Origin of the sequence: Nocardia mangyaensis (assembly GCF_001886715.1) — a bacterium.
Lineage (GTDB): Bacteria > Actinomycetota > Actinomycetes > Mycobacteriales > Mycobacteriaceae > Nocardia > Nocardia mangyaensis.
On record NZ_CP018082.1, the window covers coordinates 4,605,763 to 4,625,150 of the forward strand.

Annotated in this window: 16 protein-coding genes; 3 read left to right on the plus strand and 13 right to left on the minus strand. The window is 70.4% G+C overall.

Annotated elements, in window-relative coordinates; translation table 11 throughout:
* Nucleotides 1–17: 17 nt before the first annotated feature.
* Nucleotides 18–602, minus strand: coding sequence for a DUF5134 domain-containing protein (locus tag BOX37_RS20975; protein ID WP_156910478.1), 585 nt, complete (start codon nucleotides 600–602; stop codon nucleotides 18–20).
* A gap of 138 nt (nucleotides 603–740) precedes the next feature.
* On the opposite strand from BOX37_RS20975, the gene BOX37_RS20980 reads away from it, so the two are divergent.
* A complete protein-coding gene (locus tag BOX37_RS20980; RefSeq protein WP_084760939.1) occupies nucleotides 741–1,241 on the plus strand; it encodes a GNAT family N-acetyltransferase in 501 nt (166 codons plus the stop codon).
* Nucleotides 1,242–1,250: 9 nt separating this feature from the next.
* Here BOX37_RS20980 and BOX37_RS20985 read toward each other — a convergent pair whose 3' ends face one another.
* The 4 genes from BOX37_RS20985 to BOX37_RS21000 all read right to left on the minus strand — a co-directional run bounded on the left by BOX37_RS20985 (nucleotide 1,251) and on the right by BOX37_RS21000 (nucleotide 6,150).
* Entirely contained in the window at nucleotides 1,251–3,077 is a 1,827-nt protein-coding gene (locus tag BOX37_RS20985) for a vWA domain-containing protein (RefSeq protein WP_071929142.1), read from the minus strand.
* A gap of 2 nt (nucleotides 3,078–3,079) precedes the next feature.
* The gene (locus tag BOX37_RS20990; protein ID WP_071929143.1) at nucleotides 3,080–4,138 is read right to left on the minus strand and encodes an AAA family ATPase; all 1,059 of its coding nucleotides are present in this window, start codon (nucleotides 4,136–4,138) and stop codon (nucleotides 3,080–3,082) included.
* Between the two features lie 97 nt (nucleotides 4,139–4,235).
* Entirely contained in the window at nucleotides 4,236–5,459 is a 1,224-nt protein-coding gene (locus tag BOX37_RS20995; protein WP_071929144.1) for an aminotransferase family protein, read from the minus strand.
* 55 nt (nucleotides 5,460–5,514) lie between these two features.
* The gene (locus BOX37_RS21000) at nucleotides 5,515–6,150 is read right to left on the minus strand and encodes a Pr6Pr family membrane protein (RefSeq protein WP_071929145.1); all 636 of its coding nucleotides are present in this window, start codon (nucleotides 6,148–6,150) and stop codon (nucleotides 5,515–5,517) included.
* Between the two features lie 240 nt (nucleotides 6,151–6,390).
* Between BOX37_RS21000 and hrpA the strand changes: the two genes are divergently transcribed.
* Complete coding sequence (gene hrpA, locus BOX37_RS21005; protein WP_071929146.1) at nucleotides 6,391–10,650, plus strand: ATP-dependent RNA helicase HrpA; 4,260 nt, start codon at nucleotides 6,391–6,393, stop codon at nucleotides 10,648–10,650.
* Between the two features lie 15 nt (nucleotides 10,651–10,665).
* Here hrpA and nrdR read toward each other — a convergent pair whose 3' ends face one another.
* The 3 genes from nrdR to BOX37_RS21020 all read right to left on the minus strand — a co-directional run bounded on the left by nrdR (nucleotide 10,666) and on the right by BOX37_RS21020 (nucleotide 13,256).
* Nucleotides 10,666–11,133, minus strand: coding sequence for a transcriptional regulator NrdR (nrdR, locus tag BOX37_RS21010; RefSeq protein ID WP_071929147.1), 468 nt, complete (start codon nucleotides 11,131–11,133; stop codon nucleotides 10,666–10,668).
* 51 nt (nucleotides 11,134–11,184) lie between these two features.
* Nucleotides 11,185–12,387, minus strand: coding sequence for a hypothetical protein (locus BOX37_RS21015; protein WP_240505439.1), 1,203 nt, complete (start codon nucleotides 12,385–12,387; stop codon nucleotides 11,185–11,187).
* 146 nt (nucleotides 12,388–12,533) lie between these two features.
* Nucleotides 12,534–13,256 carry a hypothetical protein gene (locus BOX37_RS21020; RefSeq protein ID WP_071929149.1) on the minus strand — a complete coding sequence of 241 codons (723 nt, stop codon included), beginning with the start codon at nucleotides 13,254–13,256 and terminating at the stop codon, nucleotides 12,534–12,536.
* 232 nt (nucleotides 13,257–13,488) lie between these two features.
* On the opposite strand from BOX37_RS21020, the gene lexA reads away from it, so the two are divergent.
* The gene (gene lexA / locus BOX37_RS21025) at nucleotides 13,489–14,205 is read left to right on the plus strand and encodes a transcriptional repressor LexA (RefSeq protein WP_071929150.1); all 717 of its coding nucleotides are present in this window, start codon (nucleotides 13,489–13,491) and stop codon (nucleotides 14,203–14,205) included.
* On the opposite strand, the gene BOX37_RS21030 is transcribed toward lexA, so the two are convergent.
* The 5 genes from BOX37_RS21030 to BOX37_RS21050 all read right to left on the minus strand — a co-directional run bounded on the left by BOX37_RS21030 (nucleotide 14,202) and on the right by BOX37_RS21050 (nucleotide 19,384).
* Nucleotides 14,202–14,936, minus strand: a complete 735-nt coding sequence (locus BOX37_RS21030) for a pirin family protein (RefSeq protein ID WP_071929151.1) — start codon at nucleotides 14,934–14,936, stop codon at nucleotides 14,202–14,204. The genes lexA and BOX37_RS21030 overlap by 4 nt on opposite strands.
* A 94-nt stretch (nucleotides 14,937–15,030) precedes the next feature.
* Nucleotides 15,031–15,891, minus strand: a complete 861-nt coding sequence (locus tag BOX37_RS21035) for a lysophospholipid acyltransferase family protein (RefSeq protein WP_071929152.1) — start codon at nucleotides 15,889–15,891, stop codon at nucleotides 15,031–15,033.
* Between the two features lie 139 nt (nucleotides 15,892–16,030).
* The gene (hflX, locus tag BOX37_RS21040; RefSeq protein WP_240505440.1) at nucleotides 16,031–17,461 is read right to left on the minus strand and encodes a GTPase HflX; all 1,431 of its coding nucleotides are present in this window, start codon (nucleotides 17,459–17,461) and stop codon (nucleotides 16,031–16,033) included.
* A gap of 172 nt (nucleotides 17,462–17,633) precedes the next feature.
* A complete protein-coding gene (dapF, locus tag BOX37_RS21045; RefSeq protein WP_071931732.1) occupies nucleotides 17,634–18,515 on the minus strand; it encodes a diaminopimelate epimerase in 882 nt (293 codons plus the stop codon).
* Between the two features lie 44 nt (nucleotides 18,516–18,559).
* Nucleotides 18,560–19,384 carry a TrmH family RNA methyltransferase gene (locus BOX37_RS21050; protein ID WP_240504970.1) on the minus strand — a complete coding sequence of 275 codons (825 nt, stop codon included), beginning with the start codon at nucleotides 19,382–19,384 and terminating at the stop codon, nucleotides 18,560–18,562.
* Between the last annotated feature and the right edge of the window lie 4 nt (nucleotides 19,385–19,388).

Below are 19,388 nucleotides of genomic sequence, written 5' to 3' on the forward strand. Positions count from 1 at the left end.
CGGTTGTGGATCGGTATTCACCGGCCGATCGCGGCGATCAGCATGAACGCCGTGCCGATATCCATCACCACATGGGGTACCAGCGCCGAGGTCAGTGGGTGCGCGCCGACCGGGTGCACGAACCGGTGCCAGCGCGGTCCGTGACCGACGGTACCGAGTACGAGCAGCGCGTCCGCCCCGAACAGCAGCGCGAGTACCAGCGTGGGGACCGGCGCCGGTCCGGCGTGCTCGGCGCCGTGTCCGGCCATCGCGTACAGCATCGCGGCCACGGCCACGGTGTGATAGCCGATGGCGAACACCGCGCCCGGGTCGACCGCGCCGCGACGCCACTGCGCCGCGCGTTCGGCCAGCAGGATCGCGAAGGCCACGACGAGGGCGGTGAGCACGCCCCGCGCGGCGTGTGGATCGGTGGCGGCGGGGAACACCAGCATCGCCAGCATCACCAGGCACATGAGCAGATGCGCGCTGTCGGCCCCGGCGTCGGCGCGGTGTGGCGGTGGGCTCGGCCGGGCCAGCCGGACCACCACGATCAGCGCGGCCAGGATGAACGCGGCGACCACCGACCAGCGCACGAACGCATGGTGCTCAACGAATTCGACCACACCCCACCGCCTTCGAGTCGCCACCCGCCCACCATGCTCGCACCCGGCACGGTCGAACCGGGCGATTTTCCGGCCCGAAGCGGAGCCGAGCACCGGGCCGACGCGACCCGGGCGCGCACCGGGCGTCAAAATCGACAGATGACCGACTGCCTACCCGGATCGATGGTCGAGCAACTGCGCGTCGATGTCGACGATCTCACCGGCGCGCGCATCATCGCCTTGCTGACCCAGCACCACGCCGACATGGCGGCGACCTCCCCCGCCGAGAGCATGCACGCCCTCGACCTCGCCGCCCTGCGCGATCCGGCGGTCACGGTGTGGAGCGCCTGGCTCGGTGCCGACCTGGCGGGTTGCGCCGCGGTGAAGGAACTCGACGCCGGGCACGCCGAGATCAAGTCCATGCGCACCGCCGACGGCTTCACCGGCCGCGGTGTGGCCGCCGCCCTGCTCGGCCACCTCGTCACGGCGGCCCGCGACCGTGGGTACCGGCGGCTGAGCCTCGAGACCGGCGCGGAGGACTACTTCGCCCCGGCACGGCGCCTCTACCTCCGCCACGGCTTCACCGAATGCCCGCCGTTCGGCGCCTACGTCCCCGATCCGCTGAGTCGGTTCTTCACCCTGGCGCTCGACCCCGAATGAGCGGGCACCTCACCGCATCCGGAAGACCGGTCCGCGCGGGGTGAAAGGCAGGCGCGCGTTCGCCGGGACGAGGAAGGCGTGCTCGCCCCGGATGCGCACGACATCGCACTGGCCGTCGGTGATCACCAGGATCGGGCCGTCGGGCGGAAAGTCCTCGGCGCGTTCGAGTAGCCGGATGCCGGGTTGCAGGACGGTCCCGCCGCGCCCGCGTACCCGGACACCGGCCGCGATCTGTTCCACCGGCAGATAGCCCGCGTCGTAGGCGGCGGCGTCGCAGTAGACGACCCGGGCCCGCGGCACGTTCCTGGCCAGCGCATAGGACGCGATCGCGCCGAGTCCCTTGCCGAGCAGGGTCACATCCATCGAGCCGGAGGTGTCGAGGACGACGCCGAAGGTCGGCAGCCGATGGTTCTCCTCGGGCCGCACCCAGGCGGGGCGCGGAATATCGGGGGTCGAGGCCTGCCTACGGGAGGCGCGTGCGTAACTGCGGCGCGGCTCGACAGCGGGCACGTGCTGGTCGAACCAGCGTGCCAGGCGCGCGTCCCACGGCAGCGGCGGCTGGTCGAGGGCGCGGATCGCCTGTTCCAGCGCGGCGGGGATGTCTCCCCGGCCACTGCCGGTGTGATAGGCCAGGCCGGTGACCAGCGCATTGCGGTAGTACTCGTCGAGATCGACGTAGCGGCCCGGACTGCCGGGGTGGGCCAGCGGTTCGCCGAGCACGTCGCCGCGGCCACGGCCGCGCAGGGTGGCGAGTTTGCGCAGCCTGCGCAGGTCGACAGCGATGCGGTCATAGATCTGTTCGGCCGACAACCCCCGCAGTTGCGGGTCGTAGAGCAGCCCTTCGGGCAGCTGGCCGACGGCCATCTCGACCAGCCAGCCGTTGACCACGTAGTCGCAGGCGATGTTGAACAGGTACGGGTCGCGCCAGTCGGCGCGTTCGCCGTGGCGCAGGGCGGCGTGCAGCATCTCGTGGGCGAGCACGAACCGCCACTGCGGCTCGCTGAGCCCGGCGTGCGGGTTGATGTAGATCTCGGCGGCTTCGGCGTTCACCGCGGCGATCACAATGTCCCAGCCGCGGGCGAGTTCGGCGTCGGCGACGACGGTCATGCCCGCGGCCAGTGCGCCGAGCAAGGGGAACGAGGAGACGAACCAGCCGAGCGCGGCATCCCAGGGCTGGTGGCGGCGCAGCCCCTCCGGGGTGTGTTCGCCGCCCGCGGTGGCCAGGGCGACGCGGGCGGCGTCAGCGATGCCCGCGGCGAACCGGGCGGGCGCGTCGCTGCGTTTGGCGGCCTCGGCGGAGCCGATCAGGAAATCCGCGAGGCCGGTGCGGGCGAACGCGGTCGGGACGGCGCCGTCCTCGCGCCAGCGGGCGACCGCGACGTGCTCGTCGGTCAGCTCCGGGGTCGGCGACGCGTCAGTGGGCCTGGTGCCGATCTTCATCGTGGACAGGTAGGTGTCGACGGCGGCGCAGCAGGCGGCGCGGTAGGCCGGATGCGGGGCGCGCCCCTCGCGCGCGGACTCGGGGTCCTCGGGCGCGAGGCCGATGATGTTGACGGCGTCGGTGGTGCGTGGATCGAGATGGCCGAAGCCCGCGTGCAGCAGACAGTGCGCGAACACCCAGGCCCATTCCTCGGCCGTGGCCCGCCGTCTCGGGTGAAACGCGAGCCGGGTGCCGATCATCCGCGCCCATACCTCGCGCGGGGTGCGTTCGTCGAGCCGATACAGATGGGTGGTCAGTGGCCGGAAGGCCGGATGGCCGTGCACCCGCTGCCAGCCGTCGTCCACGGCCTGCTGCCACGGGTCGCGGATGCCGCGACGCCCGCGTGCCGAGGACATGCTCAGCGCCGCGCGGCCAGTCGCGGCATGTCCCGCGACACCTCGATCAGGAACCACGAGGGCAGCACCGGCACCCCGTCGGCGTCCGCGGCGATCACCAGCTGCGCGCATTCCACCGAGATCTCGGCCAGTTCCACCAACAGCGTCTTGGCGCGCAGGACGAACCGCCGCACGCTCGGGGAGACGTGCTCGCGGGCGCCGGGCAGTTCCTTGATCAGCCGGGCGCGCATCGTCTCGGACAGGAAGTAGAGCAGGTCACGGTCGGCCGGTTCGCGCGGCCACGACGCGTCGCCCTTCAGGACCGCGTCGAGGTCGTAGGCGTGCCGGATGGTCTTCACGAACGCGCGGAAGCCGGAGGCATGGCCGAGGGTGAGGGTGCCGGAGGCGAGCACGTGCAGGGTGGTGTCGTCGATGTCGTCGCCGCAGGAGTGCAGGGCGTCGGAGAGCATGTGCCAGCCGCGCGGGGTGGAGAACGGCGCCTCGGTCTTGGGCGGGGCCGACCAGAGGTGATCGGGTCGCTGGGTCAGGTAGCGCAGTACCCAGGGGTGAATGTCGTTGTTCGCCGCCCAGGTCAGCCAGTAGTCGACATCGGCGCGCAGGTGCAGGTGCACCATCCGGTTGACCAGGGCCGAGGCCATCGGCCGGGCGAGCGCGTTGTCGGTGGCCCGGTTGCCCGCGCCGATCACCACCGAACCGGCGGGCAGTTCGTAGGTGCCGATGGGGCGGTCCAGGATCAGCGAGTAGAACGATTTCTGCACTTCGGGTGCGGCGGCGTTGAGTTCGTCGAGGAACAGGCAGTACGGCTGGGGCCGGGCGATGAGTTCCGGCGGTGCGAACCGGCTGCGGTCGTCGACGATCTGCGGCACACCGATCAGGTCCTCGGGGGCGAGCTGGGTGCCCAGCAGGGTGACGCAGTCCAGGCCGAGTGAATCGGCGAAGGTCCGTACCAGCGAACTCTTGCCGATGCCCGGTGCGCCCCACAGGAACACCGGCCGCACCACGGCCACGTGCAACAGGAGTTCCGGTAGCTGGTCCGGCGTCACTGTCACGGCAGCCTGCATGCCAGGTCCTCCCCCGTACTGATCGAATACCGGGGCGAGAGTATCGGGCCGACCGCCGAACCCACCAGCGAGTTTTCGCCGGCGGGCCCGGTGTGCGTCAGCCGAGGGCGCGCGCGAATCCCTCGGCGAGTTCGGCGACCTGGGCGTCGGTCATGACGAAGGACGGGGAGATCTGCATCGCGCCCGCGCCCGCGGCGCGACCCGAGACACCTTGCTGACGAAGGGATTTCACCAGCGCGGGACCTTCGGAGGGGTCGGCCAGCTGGATGGCGGCGACGGCGCCGAGGCCGCTGCGGACCTCGGCCACGCGGGGATGGTCGGCCAGCGGCGCCAAGGTGGCGTGCAGGGACTGTTCCAGGCGGGCGGCTTCTTTCAGGAGTCCCTCGCGTTCGATGATGGCGAGATTGGCCAGCGCCGCGGCGGCCGCGCCCGCGTGCCCGCCGTAGGTATAGCCGTGGCGGAACCAGACACCGCCCGCGTAGAACGGCTCGGCCAGGTGCGGGGCGATGAAGACCGCGCCCATCGGCAGGTAGCCGGAGGTGAGCCCCTTGGCGGTGGTCATCAGGTCGGGTCGCAGGTCGAAGCGAGTGGAGGCGAACCAGGAACCGCCGATCCGGCCGAACCCGGTGACGACTTCGTCGGCGACGAAGAGGATGTCGTGATCGCGGCAGATCTGGCGCACCTCGGCCAGGTAGCCCGCCGGCGGCGGGTACACCCCGCCCGCGCCGATGATCGGTTCGCAGAAGAACGCGGCGATCCGTTCGGCGCCGACCTCCTCGATCAGGGCGAGCAGCGATTTCGCGTCGTCCCACTCGACCGTGCGGGTGTCGTCGACCAGGACGCCGTAGCCCTCCTTGTTGGGCGTCAGCCCGCCGAGGGAGGTACTCGCGTAGTGCATGCCGTGATAGGCCAGGCGCCGTCCGACCAGGATCTTCTTGTCCGGGCGGCCCAGTTCGTGCCAGTACCGGCGGGCGAGTTTGGCCGCGGTCTCCACCGAGTCCGAGCCGCCGGAGGTGAAGAAGATCTTGCTGCCCGGCACCGGGGCGATGGCCGAGAGCTTCTCGGCGAGTTCCTGGGTCGGCGGTTCGGTCAGGTCGCCGAAGTTGGAGTAGTGCGCGATGGTGCGCAACTGTGCGGCGACCGCGTCGGCGATCTCACCGCGACCGTGTCCGACATTGGCGAACCACAGTCCGGCGGTGGCGTCGAGGTATCGCGTCCCCGCGGTGTCGTAGACGTAGGCGCCGTCACCGCGGGCGATGACGAACGCGCCGTCCCGATCGACGGCACCCATATCGGCGAATCCATGCCAGAGCGCATTCATGGCTCCACACTTACCCGAACCGAGCGGTCTGCGCTCGACGGCCCCCGCGGAAGGCTCAGGCCGCGGCTCGGCGTTCGCGCCACCACGCGGGCAGATCACCCAGCGACGCCATCGCCACCGCGAGCACCGCGAACACAAGGGTGAGCACGACCAGGCCGATGCCCATCGACAGGTAGCCCTGCTGGCGTGGATCGATGAACGGGTACGGGTACCAGTCGACGATGGGCCCCCGGATCAGGCTGTAGACGCCGTAGAGCAGCGGGAAGATCAACCACTGGCCGATCAGCGCCGGGCTCGGCCGCAGCCGCTGCGCCATCGCGACCAGCGCCCAGTCCAGCACCAGGACCAGCGGCAGGTAGCGGTGCATGACGTCGTTGACCCACTTGTCGTTGAGCATCACGTCGATGTTGGCCAGCAGGACGGCGTAGACCACCATCGTGATGAGCATGTACAGCGTCACCGCGCCGCGCACGAGCTGCCAGCCCCGGCTCTGTGGTGCGAACAGCCCACCCACGAGCAGCACGGCGACACCGAGGATGTTCGACTCGATCGTGAAGTAGCTCAGGTAGTTGGTGAGCGAGAACGTCGCCGAGTCGATGTTGCGCAGCGGGATCCACAGCAGCGCGACCGCGCCGAGGACACCGAAGCCGAGCCGGTAAACCCTGATCCACCACGCCGTCGCTGCGCTCATGCCCGGATCTTCGCACGTCCGGACGCCGCTACCGCCGTGTTCGCGGCCGCCGGGCCCGCGCGTCGCGACGGCCGCCGGGGAACCGGACTCGCGATCGTCCGGCCTCGCGTCAGGAACGGCCGTCGGCGGGGCGGAGGGTCGCCGGGCGCCGGTCCCGGTGTGTCGTTGGTCTCGGCCGCCCGGTGCAGCGACGGCGCGGCGGGAAAACCGGTGGCGGGCTTCGCTAGGCTGGCAGATGCAATGACCAGGACAGCTAGCTCCGGAACCCGCGCGCTGCGCACCCGCCTGGCGGAGGTCTCGCTGCGCGACGAACACCGGCTCCGGCGCAAGCTCGACCGGGCGCGCCCCGACGACCTGCCCGCCCTCGAGGCCGAGATCGCCGCCGCCGCGACCCGCGCGGACAATCGCCGCGCGGCGGTTCCGCGGATCACCTACCCCGAACAACTGCCCGTCTCGGCGCGCCGCGACGACATCGCCGCCGCGATCGCCGCCAATCAGGTGGTGATCGTGGCCGGTGAGACCGGTTCCGGCAAGACCACCCAGATCCCGAAGATCTGCCTGGAACTGGGCCGTGGCATCCGCGGCACGATCGGGCACACTCAGCCGCGCAGGTTGGCCGCGCGCACCGTGGCCGAGCGCATCGCCGAGGAACTGGGCTCCGAACTCGGTGACGTGATCGGCTACACGGTCCGGTTCACCGATCAGGCCTCGGATCGCACCTTGGTCAAACTGATGACCGACGGCATCCTGCTGGCCGAGATCCAGCGTGACCGGATGCTGCGCCGCTACGACACGATCATCATCGACGAGGCGCACGAGCGCAGCCTCAACATCGACTTCCTGCTCGGGTACCTGAAGCAGCTGCTGCCCCGGCGACCCGATCTCAAGGTGATCATCACCTCGGCGACCATCGATCCCGAGCTGTTCGCCCGCCATTTCGCCGCCGCCGACGGGACACCGGCGCCGATCGTCGAGGTCTCGGGCCGGTCCTACCCGGTGGAGCTGCGCTATCGCCCGCTGTCGCTGGAGCTGCCCGGCTCCACCGACGACGAGGACGACACCCGCATCGTCGACCGCGACCCCACCGATGCCATCGCCGACGCGGTGACCGAACTGTTCGCCGAGGGTGACGGCGATGTGCTGGTGTTCCTGTCCGGCGAACGCGAGATCCGCGACACCGCCGACGCGCTGCGCGATCTGCGGCTGCCACGCACCGAGATAGTGCCGCTGTACGCGCGATTGGCGGCGGCCGAGCAGCACAAGGTGTTCGCCCCGCACACCGGCCGCCGGGTGGTGCTGGCCACCAATGTGGCCGAGACCTCGCTGACGGTGCCCGGTATCCGCTACGTCGTCGACCCCGGCACCGCCCGGATCTCGCGCTATTCGATGCGTACCAAGGTGCAGCGGCTGCCGATCGAACCGGTCTCCCAGGCCTCGGCGCGGCAGCGCTCCGGCCGGTGCGGCCGCGTTGCCGACGGCATCTGTATCCGGCTGTACTCCGAGGACGACTTCCAAGCCCGGCCCGCGTTCACCGAACCGGAGATCCTGCGCACCAATCTGGCCGCGGTCATCCTGCAGATGACCGCGTTGGGCCTGGGCGACATCGAGAGTTTCCCGTTCGTCGAGGCGCCCGACCGCCGTGCCATCCGCGATGGCATCGCCCTGCTGGAAGAACTCGGCGCACTCGCGCACGGCAGCGCGAAATCTGTTGACGGCGAAGCCGATTCGGGTGGACAGCTCACGCTGACGCCGATCGGGCGCGAGATGGCGCAACTGCCGGTGGACCCACGGATGGCGCGCATGCTCGTCGAGGCGCAGCGCAACGGCTGCCTGGACGAGGTGCTGGTGATCGTGGCCGCGCTGTCCATCCAGGACGTCCGCGAACGGCCGGTCGAGCATCAGCAGGCCGCCGACGCCCAGCATGCCCGCTTCACCGTCGACGGCTCGGACTTCCTGGCCTACCTGCGCCTGTGGGACTACCTGACCGAGCAGCGTAAGTCGTTGTCGTCCAACCAGTTCCGGCGCATGTGCCGTGACGAGTTCCTGCACTACCTGCGGATCAGGGAGTGGCAGGATCTGCACGGTCAGCTCCGCACCATCACCCGTGGCCTCGGCTGGAACGGCGGCGGTGGCGGGCGTGGACCGGCGCAGGCCGAAGGGGGCGACCAGGCGGTCGACAGCGGTGCCGACCGCCGTCGAGGTCGCCGGGGCCGGTCGAATTCCGAACGCGCACTGACGGAATCGGGCACCATCGACAGCGAGCCCGCGAATTCCGACGCTCGAGGCGACAGTGCGCGATCGGCGACACGGCAGGCGGGCGGCCCTTCCCGTCGAGCCGGAAGCGACACGAGGCAGCGGACCCAGCGTGGCGACCAGACCTCGGCTCGGGCAAAAGCCGGTCAGCGACAGGCGGAATCCGTGATCGCCGACGACGACGCGTCGATGCCGTGGCCGAGCGCGCAGATCCATCAGTCGCTGCTGGCGGGCATGCTCTCCCATCTCGGCGTGCGCGAGGCGGAATCGCGCGAGTTCCTCGGTGCGCGCAACGCGAAGTTCATGATCTTCCCCGGGTCCTCGCTGGCGAAGAAGCCGCCGCGGTGGGTGATGGCGGCCGAACTGGTGGAGACCTCGCGCCTGTGGGGCCGGATCGCGGCGAAGGTGGAACCCGAGTGGGCCGAACGGCTCGCGGGTGAGCTGGTCAAACGCACCTACTCCGAACCGCATTGGTCATCGAAGCGGGGCGCGGCGCGCGCCTACGAACGGGCCACCCTCTACGGTGTGCCACTGGTGACCGGGCGACCGGTCGACTACGGGCGCATCGACCCGGAACTGTCGCGGGAGCTGTTCATCCGCCATGCCCTCGTGCAGGGTGAATGGCAGACCCGGCACGGCTTCTTCGCCCGCAATCGCGCCCTGATCGATGACGTGGCCGACCTCGAGCACCGCGCCAGGCGTCGCGACATCCTGGTCGACGACGAGGTGCTGTTCGAGTTCTACGAACGGCGCGTGCCCGCCGACGTCGTCTCGGTGCGCCACTTCGACTCCTGGTGGCGCAAGGCCGAGCGCGCAAATCCCGCGCTGCTGGACTTCTCGACCGACACCGTGGTCAATGCCGGTGCCGCCGCGCTGGATCCGACCGATTTCCCCGATGCCTGGCGCCAGGGCGAACTCAGCTTCCCGCTGACCTACCAGTTCGAACCGGGCCAAGACGACGACGGCGTCACCGTGCGTATCCCGGTCGAACAGCTCGCGCACGTGCGGGCGGTCGGCTTCGACTGGCTGGTGCCGGGAATGCGAGAAGAACTCGCCGCCGCGTTCATCAAGACGCTGCCGAAGACGCTGCGCCGCGCCGTCGTTCCCGCGCCGGACTTCGCCGCCGCCGCGTTGCGCGGCCTGACTCCGCGCGCCGAACCACTGCGCACCGGCCTGTCCAGGGAGCTCTCGCGGCTGGGCTCGGTGACGATCGGCGCCGACGACCTCTCCCCCACCGCGCTGCCCGATCACCTGCGGATGACCTTCGCCGCAGTCGAGCGGGGCGGCCGGGTGCTGGCCAAGAGCAAGAGCCTGGCCCAGCTGAAAACACAGCTGGCCGAACAGGTCTCGGCGTCGGTGGCCCGTGCCACCGCCGGTGCCGAACGCGCACCCGCCACCGTGTGGACCTCCGAGTCGCTCGGCGCGGTGGCACCGACCGTGCGCCGCGAGGTCGCCGGGCAGACGGTGACGGGGTATCCGGCACTGGTCCCCGAGGGCGACGGCGTCGCCGTGCGCGTGCTCAGCTCCCCCGCCGAGCAGGCTGCCGCCATGCGCGCCGGGGTGCGAACCCTGCTGCTGGCCGCCGTCCCCACCTCCACGCGCGCGGTCACCGGCGGACTGCCGCCGGCCGATCGGCTGGCCCTGAGCCAGAATCCCGACGGCTCGCTCGACAAACTGGTCGAGGACTGCCGGGTCGCCGCCGCCGACGAACTCATCGCCGCGGCCGGTGGCCCCGTCCGCACCCCGGCGGAGTTCGACAAGCTGGTCTCGACCGTGCGCCCGCAGCTGTCGAGCGCCGTCGCCGGTCTCATCCGCTCGGTGACGCCGGTGCTGGCTGCCGCCCACCAGGCTCGCGCGGCACTGGCCGACACCGTCGAGGCCGATATCGCCGACGATGTCCGTCAGCAACTCGACGACCTGCTGTTTCCCGGTTTCGTCGCGGAATGGGGTCGGGCACGGCTGCGCGAACTGCCGCGCTATCTGCTCGCGGCGGCGCAGCGGCTCGAGTCGCTCCCCGGTTCAGCGGTACGTGATCGCCAGGGCATGGTCGAGGTGGACCGGATGCTCGCGGCCTACGACCGGCTCGTCCGCAGTCTGCCCGAGGGGCGCCGCAACGCCCGCGATGTCACCGAGGTCTGGTGGATGATCGAGGAGTTCCGGGTCAGCGTGTTCGCGCAGAAGCTGGGCACGCCGTATCCGGTGTCGGCCAAGCGGATCGAGAAGGCGATCTCGGCGATCCGGCGCTGACCGGGTGCGCCGAGCTCAGTCGGTAGCGACGGCGGCCGCGCGCGCCTGGCGCATCTCGGTGATCTCGCGCTCGAAATCGGCTGCGCTGGTGAAGGATCGGTACACCGAGGCGAAGCGCAGATAGGCCACCTCGTCGAGATCGCGCAGCGGCCCGAGGATGGCCAGACCGACCTCGTGACTGGGGACCTCGGGAGATCCCTTGGCGCGCACCGCATCCTCGACCTGCTGGGCCAGCAGGTTCAGCGCGTCGTCGTCGACCTCACGCCCCTGGCAGGCGCGCCGGACACCGACGATGACCTTCTCACGACTGAACGGCTCGGTGACACCGCTACGCTTGACCACCGACAGGATCGCGGTCTCGACGGTGGTGAACCGGCGCCCACACGTCGGGCAGGAGCGGCGGCGACGGATCGCCGTGCCCTCCTCGACTTCCCGCGAATCGACCACTCGCGAGTCGGGGTGTCGGCAGTACGGGCAATGCATCCGAGGGTTCCTTCGTCGAGGCGCACTCCATGGCTCTTGACAGGATACCGGTCACGAGTCCACGACCTGCCACTGCGTGGTCAGGTCCGCGATCAGTTCCGGTATCCGGGCGATCAGCCGACCCCGGTCGAGCTTGACGGGGAACGGCTCGCGGTACACCGTCACCGCCTGGGCCGCGTCGGCGGCCAGGTCGAGCTGGCGCGGCACCAGGTCGGCGGTGATGTAGGCCCAGCGGCTGTCCCGGTCGGCCCAGTTGAACGCGGGCAACGGCACCCGCAGGCCCAGTGCGCTGCCCGGCAGCGGCGAGCGGACCGTGGCCGGCGCGTACACCCCTGGCGCGCGAGTGCCGGGTACGGCGGGCTTGCCCGCGACAGTGGTGACGTAGGTGAGCACCCGGCCCATGCCGTGGCGACCGGCCGCCGTCACGTCCCACTGGTCGGCGACGACGTGGTTCTGTTCCCGGTCGGTCATCGCGACCAGCGCGTCCGCGCGGCCCGCCACGGTACCCCCGTCGATGCCTGCCCACGCCGAGCGCAGGCGGTCGTCGAGCAGACCCGCCGCGAACATCTCGTCGACGCCGGCCATGCCGCGAGCGAGGTAGGCCTCGTGCATCGGCACCAGATCGGTGAAGATGTGCCGCTGCATGATCATCAGCCGGACCTGGTACCAGGCCAGATCGGCCGGGGTCAGCCGGGGCCCGAGCAAGGCGAGTCCGGCGATGTCGGCGGGGACCGCGACGACGAGTTCGGGCGGGGTGGCGCGCAGCAGATCGGCGACGGCCGAGCCGAGCCGCTGGATGCCTTCGACCGAGAGGACCGCGCCGATGTCGCTGACGTCGAAGAAGCCGGAGGCGAACGACCCGCCCGCGATGCCGGCCAGGCCCGCCCAGTAGAAGTCGGGCCGGGCCGCGGCGATGCGAAAGTAGTTCACATACACCTGGGTGAAGATCGCCGTGTTCGCCGCCACGCCACGTTCGGGCGCCCACGCGGTCAGGTCGATGGACGCGTTGTCGGCCGCGACGACGAACCAGTACTGATGCAGCAGCGTCGCGTAGCGGGTCGGGGCGATGCCGTCGGCCCTGGCCTGGTCGAGCGCCACCAGCAGCTCGGGTTCGGTCAGCGGGAGCGCGGGATGCAGTCCGCCGCCGAATTCGCCCTGACCGTTGAGCGCGGGGAGGTCCAGGTAGTGGGCGTAGGCGGGCGTGGCCCGCGCGGTGGGCGCGAGCAGGGCGCCCACGAGCAGACAGAGCAACACAGCGATCGAACAGCGGCGCACGTGACCTCGCATCCGGGTTCGACCGGGGCGCGAGCCCGCCCCGGCTCAGGATGCCCGTCACGGTAGCAACGTGTTCTAGTTTTGGTGCGCGTTTCGAAAACGTCTTCCGTACAGCCGTTTTCGCGCTAGCGCACCGGCTCGGGCAGACCGCCCGCCGGGAAGTACTCGGAGATGCCGGGAACCGGAGCCTCGACGCGGTCGCCGAAGCTGCCCGCCCGCAGATGCGCCAAGCCGAGGAACGCCACGACGATCAGCGCGGTCACCAGTGCCGTCACCGCCAGCGCCGCGAACCCTCGTTGAGCCTGCTCGACCCGGCGCATCGGATGCACACCGCGCGCGGTCACGCCGCCACGCACCGATCCGCGCGCGTACAGCGACAGTTCGCTGGGCGGGCCACTCCGGCGCGGACCGCGATCACCCGGGGCGATCTCTCGGCGGCGGCGCACCGGCTCGGTGCGCGGCACCGTCGCGAAGGCGAGGTCGAGTTCGGCATCGGTGAGATCGAAGGGCCGGGTGCGCCGTCCACCCTCCTCGGGTGGGGCGAAGGCGATGGCGCGCCGGACCATGTCGCCCGGGGCGGGCGCGGCCGGGCGAACGGCAGGCGGCGCGGACTGGACGACAATGCTGCGCACCGTGGAGCGACGTGCCTGTGTCGGCGTGATCGCGGCCGAGCGGGCCGCGGTTTCGGCAGGCGTCCGACGACCATGCTCGCGCACCGACGAGGGACGGCGCACACCCCGGACCAGCGTGAAATTCCGTGCGGCGCGCGCGGACCGGCGACGGCGGAGCACGGGCTCGGGGACGGCGGTGGGATCGAAGGAACGCAGGGCGCTGCTCGCTGTGCTCATCGGAAGAACCTCCGGGGTGGTGTGCTCCGCTGCTGAAGGAAAAGTGCTGGTGAGGCGTCGGCGCCTCGCCGTGTTCGAACATGTGTGCGAAGAACTGATGTTCGATTTCTACCACGCGGCGACGCCGATGTCAGCACGAAACGCCCGACATGCTCGAACAGATGTTTGATAGTTCGGCGTGGCACGACTAGCCTCGGAAAGGCGAATTCGACAACGAGAAGGGCGGGACAGGGTGACCCACACAGACGACACGGGTGACGAAAGCGCTACCGGCACCGTCACATCGGGATCCGGCGAGGATCTCACCGTGCGTCAGCGCACGGTCCTCGATGTCATCCGCAGCTCGGTGACCGAACGCGGCTATCCGCCCAGCATCCGCGAGATCGGCGACGCGGTCGGCCTCACCTCCACCTCCTCGGTGGCCCATCAGTTGCGCGCGCTCGAACGCAAGGGCTACCTGCGCCGCGATCCGAACCGTCCGCGCGCGGTGAACGTCCGCGGGCTCGACGAGGCGGTTCGCTCGGTGACGACCCTGCCGGTCGCACCGGCCGAAGAAGCCGACGCCAGCCGCCCGACACCCACCTTCGTCCCAGTCCTCGGCCGGATCGCGGCCGGTGGGCCGATCCTGGCCGAGCAGGCCGTGGAGGACGTGTTCCCGCTGCCGCGCGAACTCGTCGGCGACGGGTCGCTGTTCCTGCTCAAGGTCGTCGGCCAGTCGATGGTCGACGCCGCCATCTGCGATGGGGACTGGGTGGTCGTGCGCCAGCAGAATGTCGCCGAGGGCGGCGACATCGTGGCCGCGATGATCGACGGCGAGGCCACCGTGAAGACCTTCAAGCGCAGCGGCAAGGACGTGTGGTTGATGCCGCACAACCCGCACTTCGAGCCGATCCCCGGCAACGACGCCCAGATCCTGGGCAAGGTCGTCACCGTCATCCGCAAGGTCTAGCGCACGCTCGCGTCCATCTCCCAGATCAGCACTTCGGCGGCGGTCACGGCGGTGACGCGGTGGCCGCCCGTCGCGGTCAGGCGCACGACGTCGCCCTGGTCGAGTACGCCGTGCCCCTCGTAGTCGACGGTGCCGCGGGCGATGAACACGTGTCCGTAGGGTGCGTCGGGGACGGCGATCGAGTGACCGGGGTCGAGTCGCGCCACATGGAAGGTGGCATGGCGGTTGGCGATGCCGATCGCGGCCTCGGACCGGTGGCGCGACATGCCGGAGGCGACCGGCACCAAGGCGTTGTGGCGCAGATCCCCGGCGACGTCGAGTTCCTGGTAGCCAGGGTCGGCGCCGAGCACATCCGGTGGGATCCACATCTGCACGACATGCAGGCGCTCGCGTTCGAGCAGACCGGCGCCGTTGCGTTCGGAGTGCAGGATTCCGGTGCCCGCGCTCATCCGCTGCGCGAGCCCGGGATGGATCACCCCGGAGTTCCCAGCAGAATCCTGGTGCACCACAGTGCCTTCCAGCACCCAGGTCAGGATCTCGGTATCGCGATGCTGATGGGTGTCGAAACCCTCGCCCGGACCGACGATGTCCTCGTTGTGCACCAGCAGCACGCCGTGCGCGTAGTCCTCGAGCACGAAGTTGCCGGTCACCGGGAAGGACTGACGCGAGTCGAGCCACTCGTTCCACCAGTGCCTGCGCTGACCACTCCGGATCACTTCGACCTGCCCCATCATCGCCGCCTCTCGCTATGCGGACCAAAGTCCGCATAGCGGGTAACGCGGTGCATGCGGTGGGCATTCCACATTCACCGCGCGGGTCAGCGCCTCACCAGGGCAGCGCGCCGCGCAGCCGGCCGACCAGCGTGCGGCCGGAATCCCGATCGCGTTCGTTGAACAGGAACTGCAGTTCCTCCTCCAAACCCTTGCGGACGACATCGCGCAGGTCCTCGGCGGCGCTGTCGAGGTCCTCGGCCTCCAGCCACGGCGCCGGGTCGATCGGCGCGCCCGCCGAGAAATAGAACCGCTCGGGGCGGGGCAGCGGCGTGGGGCCGACGCCCTTGACCAGCGGCGGATTCAATTCGGGATTGATGCCGAGCAGGCTGCATGTCCAGCGCAGCGGACGCATCACCGGATGCTGTCCGTCGAAGACGATGTCGTAGGCATCGTCAATGCCGATCATCGCCAGCGGCACGATCGGCACACCCGCCTGGATCGCCATCCGCGCGAATCCGGTGCGACCCTCCCACTTGAGGACGTACTTCTCCCCCTTGCGGCGGATCGCCTCCCGGCCACCGCCGGGGAACACCACCACCGCCTCGCCGCGTTCGAGCAGCGTCAGGCAGTTGGCGCGGGTGCCACGCACCGCGCCGAAGCGATGCAGGATCTCCCGCACCACCGGCACCATCAGCACATGCTCGGCCAGCCCGCGCACCAACCGGCCACGTTCCCGCAGGATCGCCGGCATCAGCAGTGGCGCGTCGATCCCGCCGAGCAGATTGTGGTTGGCCACGATCAATACCGGCCCCTGCGCCGGTATGTTCTCCAACCCGTAGAACCGCGGGCTCGTCCAGGCCGTCACCGGTGCGAACACCGCTTCGAAGGCCCGGATCTCCCATTCACTCGGTGTCGGTTCCAACGGCGCACCGTCGGAGAGGACATGGTCGCCCTGCACGACCACCTCGGACATGTTCCCGTTCACAATTTCTGGACCCCGCTGGTCGTTCGACATAACACCCTCCTGCTGTCGACAATTGACCATAGCTCCCGAAAAAGGCTGTGTCGCATCGACGTTTACCGCAACCCGGCGGCAAAGCCCACCCTGATGATCAGCTCGGGACGGCCTCGGCCGGACCGGAATGCGCGTACTCCGACAGCGCGGCGGCCAACGCGTGCGGCACGCGGGCGCGCACCCGGGTGCCGCCTTCCTCATGGTCGGAGGCGATGATCCGGCCGTCGGCGTGGATGCGCGCGAGCAGATCGCCGCGACTGTAGGGCAGCAGCACGCTGATGTCGACATCGAGTCCGCCGAGCACCTCCGAGAGCCGCTCGCGCAGCTCCTCGATACCGGCGCCGGTCTGCGCGGAGACGAAGGCCGCCTGCGGCAGCATGCCGCGCAGGCGGGTGAGCTCGTTCGGATCGGCGGCATCGATCTTGTTGACGACCAGCAGTTCCGGCGGCGCGGCGGTGCCCTGCTCCTTGATCACGTCGGTGATCACCTCGCGCACCGCCCTGATCTGCTCGAGCGGCAGCGGATCTGACCCGTCGACGACGTGCAGCAGCAGGTCGGCACCGGTCACCTCTTCCAGGGTGGAGCGGAAGGCTTCGACCAGCTGGGTCGGCAGGTGGCGGACGAAACCGACGGTGTCGGTGAAGACCATCTCGCGGCCGTCGTCGAGCGCGGCCCGGCGGGTGGTCGGGTCGAGCGTGGCGAACAGGGCGTCCTGCACCAACAGGCCCGCGCCGGTCAGCGCGTTCATCAGGCTGGACTTGCCCGCGTTGGTGTAGCCGACGATCGCCACCGAGGGCACCCCACTGGCGCTGCGGCGCGCGCGCATGGTGTCGCGGGCGGTCTTCATCTCGCGGATCTCGCGGCGCAGTTTGGCCATCCGCTCGCGGATGCGCCGGCGGTCGGTCTCGATCTTGGTCTCACCGGGACCACGCAGACCCACGCCGCCGTTGCTCCCCGCGCGACCACCGGCCTGCCGCGACATCGACTCACCCCAACCGCGCAGGCGCGGCAGCATGTATTCCATCTGCGCGAGCGCGACCTGGGCCTTGCCCTCGCGGGAGGTGGCGTGCTGGGCGAAGATGTCGAGGATCAGCGCGGTGCGGTCGATGACCTTCACCTTGACCACCTTCTCCAGCGCGGTGAGCTGGGCGGGGGTGAGTTCACCGTCGCAGATCACGGTGTCGGCGCCGGTGTCGAGGACCACGGTGCGCAGTTCCTCGGCCTTGCCGGAGCCGATGTAGGTGGCCGGGTCGGGCTTGTCGCGGCGCTGGATCAGGCCCTCGAGCACCTCCGAGCCCGCGGTCTCGGCGAGTGCGGCCAGCTCGATCATGCTCGCGTCGGCCTGCGCGGCGCTGCCGACCGTCCACACCCCGACCAGCACCACCCGTTCCAGCCGGAGCTGGCGGTATTCGACCTCGGTGATGTCGGTGAGTTCGGTGGACAGCCCGGCGACGCGGCGCATCGAGGTGCGCTCGTCGAGCTGCATCTCACCGACGGTGGGTTCGGCGGCCCAGCCGGGCTGCTTCATGCGGGCCGCGTGGCGGGCCAGCGCCTCGTCGACGTCGCCGCGGTCGGCGGCTGCGTCGGGATCGGCCGCGGTGATGTGCTCGGCCGAGGTGGGGTCTGTGGGTGCTTCTGGTTTCGTCATACGCCCTCTATGCTGCCACGTCACGGTGACAGCGCGCATCCGGATATCCGCCCTACTGCGCGTCCCACCAGTCCTGCGCGAGCGTGCCGGTGGCCACCAGGACCGAGGGGCCGCGCAGCCAAGCGTGCCCCTGCGCGATCCCGACCCGCACCTGCCCGCCGGGCACGCGCACCGTCACCTCGCCGGTTCCGGTGCCGATCGCCACGCCGGCCGAGGTGAGCGCGGCGGCGGCCGCGGCCACGGTTCCCGTTCCGCAGGAGCGGGTCTCGCCGACACCGCGTTCGTAGACGCGCATGTCGACGACGCCCTCGCCATCCAGGGCGGTGAGGATCTCGACATTGACCCCGTGCGGGAACAGGTCGGGATCGAAGCCGGGCGAGACGGTGAGATCGAGCTTGGCCAGCGCGTCGGCGGTCAGTCCGGCGTCGACGCAGGCCAGATGCGGATTGCCGACATCGATGCCGATACCGGGCAGCGCCCAGCCGGCCAGGGTGGCGGTGGAGGGGCCGAGTTCGCGAACGCGCCCCATGTCGACGGTGACCTCGCCCTCGGTTGTCCCGGCCGCGTGCACGACCACCGGGCGGGCGCCCGCGCGACTGCCGACGACGTACTCGGTGCGCGCTTCCAGCCCGGTGGCGGTGAGGTAGTGCGCGAACACCCGCACGCCGTTGCCGCACATCTCGGCGAGGGAGCCGTCGGCATTGCGGTAGTCCATGAACCAGTCCTGCGCGCCGACGCCGTCGGGCAGCGCGTCGAGCACCCCGGCGTCGAGCAGCGCACCGGCCGTCGCGACGCGTAGGACGCCGTCGGCGCCGAGACCGCGCTGCCGGTCGCACAGCGCGGCGACCCGGTCGGCGGTCAATTCGAGCTGAACCCGTGGGTCGGGCAGCACCACGAAATCGTTCTGGGTGCCGTGGCCCTTGCTGAATTCGATGTCGGACACGTACCTCATTCTCCTCTGTGTCGTCGGCGCGGCCGCTACCGGGCGAAGGTGCGCCGCTGCCGGGCGATCTCGTAGAGGCTGATCGCGCCCGCCGACGGCGCGCCCAGCGAGCTGGCGGTGCCGCCCATCGGAATGGTCACCAAATCGTCGCAGGCCTGCGCCCAGGCGGTGCTCAACCCGCTGGTCTCGTTGCCGACGACCAGGATCGTGGCCTCGGTGAAGTCGTGGTCGTAGATCGTCGAGGGCGCGTCCTCGTCGGTGCCGACGATGCGGGTGGGAATGCCGCGCGCGATCTGGCGATCGCGGAACTCCAGCACCTGAGCGGGTCCGGCGGTCCGCAGCACCGGCATCGCGAACAGCGAGCCGGTGGAAGCGCGCACCGCCTGCGGATCGAACTGGTCGGCGCCGTGCCCGGTGACGATCACCCCGGACGCGCCGAAGGCGTCCGCCGAGCGAATCAGGGTGCCCAGGTTGCCGGGCGAGTTCGGGCGATCGAACACCACGACAACCGGGGCGTCCTCCCCCGGTTCACCAGGCGCGTAGTCGGCCAGCTCGGGCTGGCGGGAGACCGCGACCGCGACGATCTCGGGCACGCTCGCGGCCTTCTCCCCCAGTTCGGCCATCAGTTCTGGCACCAGTCCGACCTGCGGCACGTCGGCGGTGTCGAGGACCTCGCGCGCCCAGTTCGACAGATCCGGGGTGCCGAGCCGGTAGAGCAGCGTCTCCAGCGGCCAGCCGTTGGCCAGTGCCTGGGTGATCGGGCGCACACCCTGTACGAGGAACCGACCGTCACGATGACGTTTCGTCCGGTTGTTGAGGTAGGCCTGCCACACCTGCACCGAGGCGTTGCGGGTACTCACTCGT